This window comes from Methylobacterium sp. A49B (assembly GCF_053346215.1).
In genome coordinates this window covers 131,977-144,515 of record NZ_JBKFBO010000008.1, presented here as the reverse complement: position 1 = coordinate 144,515, position 12,539 = coordinate 131,977, and the positions used below count along the sequence as shown (strand labels likewise).

Below are 12,539 nucleotides of genomic sequence, written 5' to 3'. Positions count from 1 at the left end.
CTTACGGCTTCATGCCAGGTGCGAGATGGGCGGGATCCACGATCGGGCCGTAGACCTGCGGATAGGCGGGGGCCACGTGGTGCTTGACCGCCCAGAGGTACCAGTTGTCGACCACGGTGCCGGTGAGCAGGATGCCGATGCCGCCCGTGAGCGTCGTGAGGACCGCGAACCACCACGCCCAGCGGTGAACCGACTCCATCGTGGCGTTGAAGCCCATGGTCCAGCGCCAGAACAGCGCGGCCCGCTCGGTGGCCGTGCCGCGGTCGACGATCTGGTCGATCTCGCGCTCGGCGCCGTAGCGTGAGCAGGCCAGGATGGTCCCGCCGTGCATCGCGAACAGCAGCGTCGACCCGTAGAGGAACGTGATCGAGAGCATGTGGAAGGGGTTGTAGAACAGGTTGCCGTACCGGAGCGAGAACGCCGCCGTCCAATCGAGGTGCGGGAAGATCCCGAAGGGCACCGCCTCCGACCAGGAGCCCATCAGGACCGGGCGGATGAAGCCCAGGACGAGATAGAGCCAGATCGCCGACGCGAAGGCGTAGGGGACGTGGAGCCCGAGGCCCAGGGCCCGCGCCCGCCGGTAGAGGTGCACCCACCAGAGCAGGATCGAGGTGGTGAGGAAGAAGCCGGCGATCAGCCACCAGCCGCCCTCATTCAGCGGCGGCAGCACCTTCAGGCCGTATTTCGGCAGCGGCGGCTCCAGGGCGAGCCACGGCAATTGCCGCACGAACTGGACCGGATCCCAGTTCACCGAGGCCCACATGTTGAGCCCGATGATCTCGAAGGCGATCACCCCGCAGGTGATCGACAGGGCCGCGACGTAGCCGATGTAGATCGGCCCCACCTGGCTGTTGCCGAAGAGTCCGAACAGGTAACTGTTGAACGGCCGCCCGACCCGGTGCTCCGTCTGGACCGGCACGCCGTAATCCGGGTCCACCGGGCGGACCTGCGCCACCGTGAAGATGTTCTGGTAATAGGCCATGGCCTGCCCTCCCCCGGAGTGCCGCGCCCGCAGGCGGCGGCGACCCGTGTTATTGGTGCCCTCTCGTCCGTGATCCGCCCGTCACCGCCAGACCGGCAGGTTCAGCCACCAGCCCCACCATTGCGGCCAGCCCTGGGTCCAGAACGGTCCGCTGATCACGATGCAGACCGCGCTCCAGAACCCCGCCGACAGCGCCAGGAACAGACCGAGCCGGTGGATGCCGAGCGTACCGATCGAGTAGCCGATGGAGTCGCGGAAGAACGTGTCCTCGTGCTCCGGCGTCTTGACCGTCTCGCCCTTCTTCGGGTTCGTCGCCGAGAGGATGAGGCCGCCGTGCATGGCGAGCGCGAGCGTCGTCGTGAAGAAGAACGTCACGGCCAACATATGCGCCGGATTATAGTGGAAGTGGAGGTACTGATATCCGGTGTTCGACACCCAATCGAGGTGGCTGAGAATACCGTAGGGGAAGCCGTAGCCCCAGGCGCCCATCAGGAACGGCCGGATCACCACCAGAGTGAAGTAGGCGAAGATCGCCATGCCGAAGGCCGCCGGCACGTGGTAGCCGATGCCGAGCTTGCGGCAGATCTCGACCTCGCGCAGTGCCCAGGACACGAACGAGCCCAAGGCGCAGAACGTGATGATCTGCCAGAGCCCGCCCTCCTTGAGGGGCGCAAGCTTGAGCCCGTAGCTGATGTCGGGCGGTGCTATGTTGATCTGCCAGATGTTCCAGGTCGGCCCGATCGCCGCGCCATAGATCACCAGTGCGGTGCCCAGCACCGTGAAGAACATCCCGACGACGCCGAAGAAGCCGACGAAGAACGGCCCGACCCAGAAGTCGAACAGGTCGCCGCCCAGCAGCGTACCGCCGCGGATCCTGTATTTGCGCTCGAAGCTCAGCATCGCCATAGCGGCGGCTCCTCACTCAGGCCGGAGAAGGAAAGGGTGACCGCGGCCCTCGCGCGCCGCGGTCCGGGCCGGCGGTCAGGCCGGCAACTGTGGCAGGGCGAGCGTGATGGCGTTCGCTGCCTTGTTGGTCTTCGGACCTTCCAGCCAGTTGAACCGGTCGGTCGAGAGCAGGATGAAATGGATCAGCAGCGCCAGGATGAAGAGGAAGGTGAACAGAGCCACCAGCGTGCGCCGCGGATCGAACAGCAACCAAACCTTGTGCATCCGATCCTCCTCAGCCGATCATCGTGACGAGGGCGCGGGCCGCATCGGTCACGCCATCAAGCGAAGCGTAGCCCTGCGGTCCGGGAAGCCAGGGGCGCCACAGCCAGACAAGGATGTGAGCGACCACGGCAATCGCCGTGAAGATGAGGAAGCTGGTCAAGAAGATCGCGTGGAACTCCTTGGCTTCCGGTTCCGTCAGCCCGGATAGGCTGCTCGGTCTTTCTGTACTGACGGGTCCACTCGCCATCGTTCAGACCTCCGTGTGTTGGCCGCGCCTCTCGCGAAGCGCGACGGGTTCAGCCGTGATGCCTCGCGGCGCTCACGACCCGACTTCCCCCGCGTCACCGGACGGAAGTGTCTCGTTCAGGGGCGTCAGCCCATGAAGGCGAAGGGGATCGCCTGAACCGCCATCGCGCGCGCCTCGCCGAAGACCGATCGGCGCGCCGGTGCGAGGCCCGGCCGGGCCATCTCACGGGCGGGCTTGAAGCGGTTCAGCGTCGCGGCGGCGAGGAAAAACGGGTAGGTCGCCGTCAGGATCAGCCGGAACTGGAACGCTTCCTGATGCTGGCGGCCGGTCGGGACCATCGTTCGCATCGTCAGGTCTCCTCTGGGTGAAACGGGAAGACGGGTCATGCCGGGATCCCCCCGGCGAGATCGGCCCGGGCCCGCGCCACGTGGGCGGGTGCGACGGCAGCGGATTCGGCATCGCGGGCGGCGCGCTCGGCGGCGTCGCGCAGGCGCTTGGCGGCGGAGATGCGAGCGAGGACCGGCTGCGCCTCGACAAGGGCGTCGAGCGCTTGCCGCGCGGCCTCGTCCCAGGGCAACTCGGCGTGACGCCGCGCTGGGGTTGCCTCGACCTTGTCCATGTCGCGGGCGAGCGGAAGGATATGGAAGAGGGTGTCGAACAGGGCGTTGCAGACCTCCTGCACCAGGTAGGTCGCACCCGCGTAGCCCATGAACGGCGTGCCGGTGTGCCGCCGGATGATCGCGCCGGGGAACGAGGCCGGCACGTAGGTCGCCCGGGCCCCGCATTCGGCGAGGTACATCCGCTCGTTGAACGAGCCGAAGAGCACCAGCGGCGGCTTGGCGGCGATGGCCGCGCGGATCGCCGCGTTGTCGGGCTTCACGCCGGCCGAGCGCCCGAAGGCGAAGTGGCAGGGCAGCCCCATCTCGTCTTCGAGGAAGTGGCGCACGCCCCGCGCGTAGGTCTCGGTGGCGGCGATGCCGAAGCTCGCGGTCCCGAAAAAATCCTGCGTCACCGACCGCCAGAGATCCCAGACCGGCTTGATCGTGGTGTGGCGCTCGCGCTCGATGAACGGCTCGGGATCGAGCCCGAGGATCTCGCCGAGCGAGCGCAGGAACTTGGTGGTAGAGAGGATGCCGATCGGCGCCTGCAGGTAGGGCCGCTCCAGATCCTCGCAGAGCAGGCGGCCGAACTCGCGGTAGAGGCAGATATTGGCGTCGGCGTTGACGAGTTTGGGCACGTCGGCGAGGTGCGAGCCCAGCGGGAAGGTGAGGTTCACCTCGGCGCCGATCCCCTCGACCAGCCGGCGGATTTCGGCGAGATCGGAGGGCATGTTGAAGGTGCCGTAGGCCGGGCCGATCAGGTTCACCCGCGGCTTCTCGCCGGGCTTCTTCTCCGGCCGGGCCGGGATGCCCTTCTTGGCGAATTTCTTGGCGCCGTATTCCTGCCAGAGCCAGCGCATGGCCCGGTCGGCCGCCTGCCACTGGTCCTCGTCGATGGTCCGCGGCAGGAAGCGCTGGAGGCCCGTGCCCTCGGGGGTCACGCCGCCGCCGATCATCTCGGCGATCGAGCCGGTGACCACGACGCTGGGTTGGCCCGGATCGAGGGTGGCGTGGGCGCGCTTCATGGCACCCTCGGTGCCGTGGCGGCCGAGTTCTTCTTCCGCCAGACCCGTGACGACGATCGGCAGTTCGTGCGGCGGCAGCGCGTCGGTGTAGTGCAGGACCGAGGTCACCGGCAGGTTCTCGCAGCCGACGGGACCGTCGATGACGACCTGCAGGCCCTTGATCGCCGTGAAGACGTAGACCGCGCCCCAGTACCCGCCGGCCCTGTCGTGATCGAGGATCAGCATCACGCCATCTCCCCGATCGGCTTCTTGGGACCCTCGATCTTCGGGCCTTGGCGGCGCTGCGGCAGCTCCTGCCAGACGCCCGCGGCATGGCCAGTGCCGACCCCCTCGAAGAAGTCGCGCATGGCGTCGAACCGCGCCCTGTTGCCGAGCGCGGCGTTGATCACCGTGGCGAGCGATCCGGCGCCGGCCGCGCCCATCAGCGGGCGCGCCGAGATCAGGTTGGTGAAGTAGAGCGCCGGGGTGCCGCGCTCCTTGGCCCGCTGCACCACCGGCGTCGTGCCGATGGCGAGGTCGGGCTTGAGCGACTCGAAGGCGTAGAGGTCGTCCTCGAGGGAGGCCCGATAGCGCACCGCGGTACCGCGCGCCTCGAGCCAATCGCGATCGGCCTCAGACCAGGGCGTGCGTGGGCAGGCGGTACCGACATACGGCACCTCGGCGCCGCTCTCGACGAGGAGGCGCGCCACCAGCAGCTCCGATCCCTCGTAGCCCGACAGCGTGATCCGGCCCTTGATCGGCATCGCGCCGAGGGCCCCGCGGATGCCGGGCAGGATCTTGTTCTTGGCCGCCTCGACGGTGGCGCGCGCCACTCCGCAGGCCTCGCCGATCCGGTCGAGCCAGTCGGCAGTGCCGTCGACGCCCACGGGCGCCGAGCCGACGATCGGCCGGCCCGCCGCCTCGAACTCGCGGATCGAGGCCGTGTAGAACGGGTGGATCGCCGCAACGGCCGCGCAGTCGAGGGCGGCGTAGAGCTCGCGCCACTCCCGGGTCGGCACGACCGGACCGGCGGATAGCCCGAGCGGCTCCAGGAGCGACCCGATCACTACGGGATCGGCCGGGAATACCTCGCCCAGGAGGGCCACGCTCGGGCGCTCCGAACGGCCGCCGCGGGGCGCCGCGACCGGACCCTGCTCGGCTTCCGCGCGGGCGACCTTCAGCATCGCGCCGGCCAGCACGTCCTTGGCCTCGGCGTGGGTCGGCACGCCGAACCCCGGCACGTCGATGCCGATCACCCGCACGCCGTCGATTTCTCTTGGCAGGAGGCGGAGCGGGACGCCGGAGGCAGTCGGGACGCACAGGTTGATGACGACGACAGCGTCATAATCCTCTGGCTTCGCGGTGGCGTGGACCGCCTCGCGGATGTCCTCGAACAGCTTGCCGGTGACGAGCGTTTCCGAATTGAACGGCACGTAGCCGACGCTGCGCTTCGCCCCGTAGAAGTGCGACGTGAAGGTGAGCCCGTAGACGCAGCAGGCCGATCCGGAGAGGATTGTCGCGGTCCGGCGCATGCGCAGGCCGACCCGGAGCGAGCCGAAGGCCGGGCACATGCTCTGCGGCTGGTCGTGCGGACCCTGCGGATAATCTTCGCGCAGCTGCGCGAGGGTCTCCGACATCCCGGCAGCTTCCGCGGCCGCCACCATCGCGTCCTTGCCGGCGTGGCAGCCGAGCCCGTCCGCCTGCGCGGCAGCGAGATCGACGTTGGCCGGCGCCTTGCGGGCCCGCAGAGCGGCGATGTCGAGGAAGGCGGCCATGCGCGTCAGACCTCGTCGTAGACGACTTCGAGGGACGGCTTGGCCACGTGGGCGACGCCACACATGTCCTCGTGGGTCGCCGGGACCAGCACCACGTCGCGGCCCGTGGTCTCGCTGGAGAACAGGCCGAGCAGCCCGTCCTGCGAGAGCGGCGTCGGGCGGTGCGGCGCGGCCTCAGCGACGTTGGCGGCGAGTTCCGAGAACAGGGCACCCCAGCGCCCGTCCGGCTTGCCGATGATCTCGTAGTTGGCGCTCTTGCGGCGGATGTCCTCGTCGGCCGGGATCGAGGCCAGGACCGGGATGCCGGCTGCCTCCGCGAAGGCCTGGGCCTCGCCGGTGCCGTCGTCCTTGTTGATCACGAGGCCGCCGACGCCGACGTTGCCGCCGAGCTTGCGGAAATACTCGACCGCCGAGCAGACGTTGTTGGCGACGTAGAGCGACTGCAAGTCGTTCGAGCCGACGACGATGACCTTCTGGCACATGTCCCGGGCGATCGGCAGGCCGAAGCCGCCGCAGACGACGTCGCCGAGGAAGTCGAGCAGGACGAAGTCGAAGCCCCACTCGTGGAAGCCGAGTTTTTCCAAAAGCTCGAAGCCGTGGATGATGCCGCGACCGCCGCAGCCGCGCCCGACCTCGGGGCCGCCGAGTTCCATGGCGTAGACGCCGTCGCGCTTGAAGCAGACGTCGCCGATGGCGACCGCCTCGCCGGCGAGCTTCTTCTTGGTCGAGGTCTCGATGATGGTCGGGCAGGCCTTGCCGCCGAACAGGAGCGAAGTGGTGTCGCTCTTCGGGTCGCAGCCGATCAGCAGGACCTTCTTGCCCTGCTGGGCCATCATGTAGCTGAGGTTTGCCAGCGTGAACGACTTGCCGATGCCGCCCTTGCCGTAGATCGCGATGATCTGCGTCTCCTTCTTCGCCGGCGCGGTGGCGACGGCGTCCGGCTCGATCGCGGCCTCGGCGCGGAGCTGGGCGGCCTGGGACAGGGCGGCTTTGTTCAGCTGAACGTTCACGCGGCGTCCCTCCAGTCGAGGATCATCTTCAGACAGGCGGGATCGGCGAAGGCGGTACGGTACGCGTCCTCCGCTTCCGTCGCCGGCGCCCGGTGCGTGATCAGCCCGTCGAGGGAGAGCCGCCCGCCATCGATCAGCATCGTCACGGCGGCGAGGTCCTCCGGCCGGAACTCGGCGGAGATCCGGATCCGCGCCTCGCGCATGAAAGCGGGCGGGAACGCGAAGCTGAGTGGCGCTTCGTAGAAGCCCGCGAGGACGATCTCGCCGCCCGGTGCCAGACGGGCGATAAGATCGTCCAGGCCCGCGCCGTTCCCGCTCACGTCGGTGATCGTCAGGTAGTCGCGCCGGGAATCATCCTGCGGCGCCAGGACCGCGTATCCGTGATCGCCCGTCGTCCGCGCCGGGTCGGTCTCCCAGACCGTGGGCTGCGCGCCGGCCGCCTGCGTGAGCCGGGCGAGCAATCGACCGAGCACGCCGTGCCCGACGATCAGCGGCGTTGCGCCGGGCCGGAGGCCGCCCAGGGCACGATAGGCCGTCGCCGCCAGCGCGAGGAGGCAGGCTTGGTCGCCGAGGGCCGCATCGACCGGGACGAGCCGGGCAGCCGGTGCGATGAGGTGCGAGGCGGCTCCGCCGAACAGGCCACGGACGGGACCGAAACAGCGCGCGCCCGGGACGAACACGGCCTGCCCTTCCCGGACAGTGCCGGCGGCATCCGCCTGGATGACCGTCCCGACCGACTCATAGCCGGGTACCAGCGGGTAGCCCATGCCGGGAAACGGCGGCATCCGGCCCGACCAGAGCAGCCGCTCCGTCCCGGTGCTGATCCCGCTCCAGGAGACGGCCACGACCGCGTCGGTCTCCGCAGCCGGCGACAGAGCCAAGCGCTGGAGCGCGAGGTGCCTGGGGCTGTCCAAAATGACGGCGAGAGCATCCATGGCTGGAACCATCCGCCTTCCAATGAGCGACTCTCCGTCTCTTGAGCCGCTGAGTGTCATCCTAGATAGACACATGTCAGCGTCAAGATACACTTACATCAAAGAGCCCGTTTTTTGGGCGTGAAGCACGCGCGTGAGCAGAGGACGACGGGTCCGAAGCTCCTTGACCCACGCGAAACCGGCGGTCCTGAGCATGCCTTGAAGCTCCTCCGAACGGCGCGGGCGTCCGGACCCCATCGCCAGAAGGTAGAAGCCGAAATAAGCGTCCCCGACCGGCTCGGCGCCGGGCGTGCCCGCCATGGGCTCGGCGAGGAGTAGCGATCCGCCGGGCGGAAGCGCCGCGTGGGCGGCTTGAAGAAGCGTCAGGGCCGGCTCGTCATCGTGGTCGTGAACGATTCGGACCAAGGAGATTGCGTCGGCGCCGGTCGGCAGTCCGCCATGGAAATCACCGCCGTGGCAGGCGATCCGACCCGCGAGACCGGCTCTTGCGAGACGGGCCTCGGCACGTTCGGCGACCGCGGGGAGATCAAACAGGGTCATGCCCAGGCGAGGGTGGCGGTGCGCGACCGCCTGCAGGAAGGCACCCTCCCCGCCGCCCACATCCATCACGTGGCGGAACCGCGCGAGATCGCAGGCGTCGAGCACATCCTCGGCGATGAGCGCCTGAGAGGCTCCCATCAGACCGCTGTAGGGCGCGACCGTTCGGGCGTCACCGGTCTGTCCGGCGGCGTAGGGCCAGTAGGCGGCGAGCCGGGTAGGCTGGGCGTGACCTCGCAGAAGCGCCACCGGGTCGGCCAGATCGGCGTAGAGCAGCGCGTGGTGCTCCACCATCGCGGCGATGCCGGGATTGCCGACCAGCGCGGCGCCGAGATCGGCGAGACCGAACCGGTCGCCGGAAACCATCCGCAGCAGCCCCAGCGATTCGGCTGCCCGCAGCAGGCGGCGCGCATTCTCGGGAGGCAGATCGAGGCGTCGCGCCAGCGCGTCGACCGAGAGCGGGCCTTCGGCCAGGACCGCGAACAGGTCCAGGCGGATGCAGGCCGTCAGTACCTGCGCGTAGACGAAGCCCGCGCAGAGGTCGAACAGTGCCCGCGTGTTGCGGCGGGCGATCCGGCGGGTCAGCGGGAAGCCGGCCGCCCAACGCTGGAAGCGCGGGCTGGCCACGAGCCGGTTGCGCCACGCGAGCCAGCGATCCGACCAAGCGGACGGTGCCGGCGGGACCGTGCCGGCTTCGGGAAGCGAGCCGGCGCTCAGGCCACCACCGCCCGCAGGCTCGCGGGCAGGAAGAGCCGCGCCTGCGCCTCGATCTCGGCGGTCAGCTCGGCGGCGCCGGGACAGTCCGGGATCGCCGAGACAGCCTCGCGCGTCAGGCGCGAGAGGCGGTCCAGCGCGCCGCCCGTGCCGAGCAGAGCGGCGGCGTTGGGCCGGCCCAGGGTGGCGTCGCGCCCCGCGGGCTTGCCGATCTCTTCCTGGCGGCAGGCCACGTCGCGCAGGTCGTCGGCCACCTGATAGGCCTCGCCGAGGCACTCGCCCAGCCTGCGCCAGGGCTCCGGCTCCGCGCCCGCCGCGGCGGCGCCCGCGACCGTCGCGGCGGCGAACAGCGCCCCCGTCTTGGCCTGCTGGTAATCGCTCAGGCTGATATGCTCTTCCGATTCCCAGGCCTGCCCCGCAGCAATGCCGGCGGGGGAACCGGCCGCCCGCCCAAGCAGGCCCACCAGCCGGATCAGCCGCCCAGGATGGAGGCCGGCCGCGCGGGCCACGGTCTCGAAGGCGAGAACGATGAGGGCGTCGCCCGCTAGGACGGCGATCGGCTGGCCGAAGGCGACGTGAACCGAGGGCTTCTGTCGGCGCATCGCGGCGTCGTCGAAGCACGGTAGGTCGTCATGGACCAGGGACGCGCAGTGCAGGAGCTCGATCGCCGCCGCGGCGGCCTCGGATCCGGCGGGATCGTCGTCGCCGCAGGCGCGGGCCACCGACAGGCAGAGGCGCGGACGGATGCGATGGCCGCCGGGAAACACCGCGTATCGCAGCGCCTCCGCCAGAATGGGCGGCGCACCCGGTGCCTCCGCGTGGGCGACAGCGCGGTCCAGCGCCATCTCGATTCGTCGGCCCGACTCCATCGCGCTGCTCCCCGTGTTGTTTGCGGTTGTCAGCAACAAGTGTCATTTCTTATTGACACTTCTGCGTTCGGAGATCAATCCGGTCCTTGGGTAGAGCGTGGGGCCGGCGTGGCGCAGGAGCGCGTCATCGTGATCGGAGCGGGGATCGGCGGCCTCGCCGCCGCGCTTCGGCTTGCCGATGCCGGACGCGACACGCTGGTCCTCGAACGGGCGCCGCATCCCGGCGGCAAGATGCGCAGCATCCCCGTCGGCGACTGCAGGATCGAAGCCGGGCCGACCGTCTTCACCATGCGCTGGGTCTTCGAGGCGCTGTTCGCCGATTGCGGAGAGCGATTCGCGGAGCACGTCGTCCTCGCGCCGACCCAGCTCCTCGCCCGGCATGCCTGGAGCCGGGACGAGCGACTCGACCTGTTCGCCGACATCGAAGCCTCGGCGGCGGCGATCGCGGAGTTCGCGGGGCCGCGGGAAGCCGACGGTTACCGGCGGTTCTGCGCGCGGTCGGCGGAGGTCTACCGGACGCTGGAGGGGCCGTTCATCCGTGAGGGGCGGACGAGCCCGGCGGGGCTCGCCCAGCGGGTCGGGCTGTCGGGCCTCGGCGATCTGTGGCGGATCCAGCCTTTCGCCACCCTGTGGTCGGCGCTCGGAAGCTTCTTCCGCGATCCGCGCCTGCAGCAACTGTTCGGCCGATACGCCACCTATTGCGGCGCCTCGCCCTTCACCGCACCGGCGACGCTCATGCTCGTCGCCCATGTGGAGCAGGCCGGTGTCTGGACGGTCGCGGGCGGCCTCAGCGCCCTGGCGCGGGCGGTGGCCGATCTTGCGGCAGAGCGGGGCGCCGTGTTCCGCTACGGCGCGCAGGTGGAGCGGATCCTCATCGAGCAGGGCCGCATCGCCGGCGTCCTGCTGTCTGACGGCGAGCGGATCGCGGCCGACCGCGTCGTCTGCAACGCCGACTGCGCCGCCCTGGGAGCGGGACTGCTCGGGCCGGACACGGCTGCCGCCGGCGAGCGGCTGACCCCTGGGGAGCGTTCCCTGTCTGCCGTGACCCTCTGCGCCGCGGCGACCGCGCGGGGCTTTCCCCTCGCCCACCACACCGTGTTCTTCTCGCGCGACTACCGAGCGGAGTTCGACGCCATCCTGCGGGCGCGCCGTCTGCCCGAGGATCCTACCGTCTATGTCTGTGCTCAGGATCGGAGCGAGGCGGCCTCTCCGCCCCAGGGACCGGAGCGCCTCCTGATGCTCGTCAATGCCCCGGCGGACGGCCGGGAACGCCCTCTCACGCCGCCGGAGATCGAGACATGCGCGAGGAACCTGTTTCGCCGGCTGGAGGCCTGCGGGCTAACCCTGGAACCAACCTCGCCGCCGGTGACGACGACGCCGCGGGATTTCGAGAGCCTCTTTCCAGGGACGGGGGGCGCCTTGTACGGCCGGGCGGCCCAGGGCTGGGCGGCGACCTTCAAGCGGGCCGGCGCGCGGACGGCGGTGCCGGGCCTGTACCTGGCGGGGGGCTCGGTGCATCCCGGCCCGGGCGTGCCGATGGCGGCGCAGTCGGGACGGCTGGCCGCAGCGGCGATCCTGGACGACCACGCTTCGACAGCCCGGTCGCGCAGGGCGGCTACGCGTGGTGGTACGTCGACGCGGTGAGCGACGATGGCCGGCAGGGCCTCACCATCATCGCGTTCATCGGCAGCGTGTTCTCGCCCTATTACGGGTGGAGCGCCACGAAGGACCCCTTCGCTCACTGCGCCATGAACGTGGTGCTCTACGGCGACCGCAGCCGCTTCGCCATGACCGAGCGCCGCGCCGCCAGCCTGTCGCGCAGCGCGGACCACATCGCCGTCGGCCCCAGCGTGATGCACTGGGACGGCACTGCGCTGACGGTGCGGATCGACGAGCGGGGCGCACCCCTCCCGCACCGGATCCGCGGCACCGTCCGGCTCGAACCGCGCGGCTTCACGGGCGGCCCGTTCCACCTCGACCGGGCCGGGCGCCATCGCTGGTGGCCGATGGCGCCGTCCTCGCGGGTCGAGGTGGCGTTCGATCAGCCGGGCCTGAGCTGGAGCGGCAGCGGCTATTTCGACACGAACGACGGCGACGAGCCGCTCGGTGCCGCCTTCGCCCGCTGGACGTGGTGCCGGGCCGACCTGCAGGACGGCGCCGCCATCCTGTACGACGTCCAGCATCGGGAGGGCGGCGGCCAGAACCTGTCGCTGCGGTTCTCCAGCGACGGCAGCCGCCGCGAGATCCGGCCCCCGACCGCCGCGTCCCTGCCGGCGACGTCGTTCTGGCGCATGGGCCGCGAGACCCGCAGCGACGACGGGCGCGCACGGGTGCTCGCCACCTACGAGGACACGCCGTTCTACGCCCGGTCGCTCCTCGCCTCGACGCTCTGCGGCGAGCCGGTCCGGGCGATGCACGAGAGCCTGTCGCTGGACCGGTTCCGCAACCCGCTGGTGCAGTTGATGCTCCCATTCCGCATGCCGCGTCCGCTGGCCTGACGCGGGCCGGGAGCGCCGGTTTCAAAGGGTTACAAGCTGGAGCGCCGACCGAGCCCGCCACCCCCATCCTCAAGCGCGGGAAGCCATCCAGAGTCGCCACGTTGTCCGATGTCGCGCGACTCCGAAACTCTTCGCTCCTCCCGCGAAGCCAGCGCGGGCTCTCTCAGCGGCCGGTTCGCGTCCGACAGACGGGCCCTCC

General features: G+C 70.1%; 13 protein-coding genes. 2 read left to right on the top strand and 11 right to left on the bottom strand.

Annotation, left to right across the window (positions count from 1 at the left end):
* Position 1: 1 nt before the first annotated feature.
* From pufM to ACLBX9_RS01080, 11 genes are all read right to left on the bottom strand, one after another.
* Positions 2-982: a photosynthetic reaction center subunit M gene (pufM, locus tag ACLBX9_RS01130; RefSeq protein ID WP_010682616.1), complete on the bottom strand. Its 981-nt coding sequence runs from the start codon at positions 980-982 to the stop codon at positions 2-4.
* 81 nt (positions 983-1,063) lie between these two features.
* Entirely contained in the window at positions 1,064-1,888 is an 825-nt protein-coding gene (gene pufL / locus ACLBX9_RS01125) for a photosynthetic reaction center subunit L (RefSeq protein ID WP_447717609.1), read from the bottom strand.
* 75 nt (positions 1,889-1,963) lie between these two features.
* Positions 1,964-2,152, bottom strand: a complete 189-nt coding sequence (gene pufA / locus ACLBX9_RS01120; RefSeq protein ID WP_010682618.1) for a light-harvesting antenna LH1, alpha subunit — start codon at positions 2,150-2,152, stop codon at positions 1,964-1,966.
* 10 nt (positions 2,153-2,162) lie between these two features.
* Complete coding sequence (gene pufB / locus ACLBX9_RS01115) at positions 2,163-2,399, bottom strand: light-harvesting antenna LH1, beta subunit (protein WP_010682619.1); 237 nt, start codon at positions 2,397-2,399, stop codon at positions 2,163-2,165.
* Positions 2,400-2,524: 125 nt separating this feature from the next.
* Positions 2,525-2,746, bottom strand: coding sequence for a hypothetical protein (locus ACLBX9_RS01110; protein ID WP_447717608.1), 222 nt, complete (start codon positions 2,744-2,746; stop codon positions 2,525-2,527).
* 35 nt (positions 2,747-2,781) lie between these two features.
* Positions 2,782-4,248, bottom strand: coding sequence for a chlorophyllide a reductase subunit Z (gene bchZ, locus ACLBX9_RS01105; RefSeq protein WP_447717607.1), 1,467 nt, complete (start codon positions 4,246-4,248; stop codon positions 2,782-2,784).
* The gene (bchY, locus tag ACLBX9_RS01100) at positions 4,248-5,777 is read right to left on the bottom strand and encodes a chlorophyllide a reductase subunit Y (protein WP_447717606.1); all 1,530 of its coding nucleotides are present in this window, start codon (positions 5,775-5,777) and stop codon (positions 4,248-4,250) included. Before bchY ends, bchZ begins: the two co-directional genes overlap by 1 nt.
* Before the next feature lie 5 nt (positions 5,778-5,782).
* Positions 5,783-6,787: a chlorophyllide a reductase iron protein subunit X gene (locus ACLBX9_RS01095; RefSeq protein WP_447717605.1), complete on the bottom strand. Its 1,005-nt coding sequence runs from the start codon at positions 6,785-6,787 to the stop codon at positions 5,783-5,785.
* Complete coding sequence (bchC, locus tag ACLBX9_RS01090; RefSeq protein WP_447717604.1) at positions 6,784-7,722, bottom strand: chlorophyll synthesis pathway protein BchC; 939 nt, start codon at positions 7,720-7,722, stop codon at positions 6,784-6,786. Before bchC ends, ACLBX9_RS01095 begins: the two co-directional genes overlap by 4 nt.
* A 93-nt stretch (positions 7,723-7,815) precedes the next feature.
* Positions 7,816-8,976 (bottom strand): methyltransferase, encoded by a 1,161-nt coding sequence (locus ACLBX9_RS01085; RefSeq protein WP_447717687.1) that lies wholly within the window; start codon positions 8,974-8,976, stop codon positions 7,816-7,818.
* Positions 8,973-9,842: a polyprenyl synthetase family protein gene (locus ACLBX9_RS01080; RefSeq protein WP_010682626.1), complete on the bottom strand. Its 870-nt coding sequence runs from the start codon at positions 9,840-9,842 to the stop codon at positions 8,973-8,975. The genes ACLBX9_RS01085 and ACLBX9_RS01080 overlap by 4 nt, the downstream gene beginning before the upstream one ends.
* A 108-nt stretch (positions 9,843-9,950) precedes the next feature.
* On the opposite strand from ACLBX9_RS01080, the gene crtD reads away from it, so the two are divergent.
* Both crtD and ACLBX9_RS01070 read left to right on the top strand, forming a co-directional pair.
* Positions 9,951-11,486, top strand: coding sequence for a 1-hydroxycarotenoid 3,4-desaturase CrtD (crtD, locus tag ACLBX9_RS01075; RefSeq protein ID WP_447717603.1), 1,536 nt, complete (start codon positions 9,951-9,953; stop codon positions 11,484-11,486).
* A complete protein-coding gene (locus ACLBX9_RS01070; protein ID WP_010682628.1) occupies positions 11,483-12,340 on the top strand; it encodes a carotenoid 1,2-hydratase in 858 nt (285 codons plus the stop codon). The genes crtD and ACLBX9_RS01070 overlap by 4 nt, the downstream gene beginning before the upstream one ends.
* Positions 12,341-12,539 lie beyond the last annotated feature (199 nt).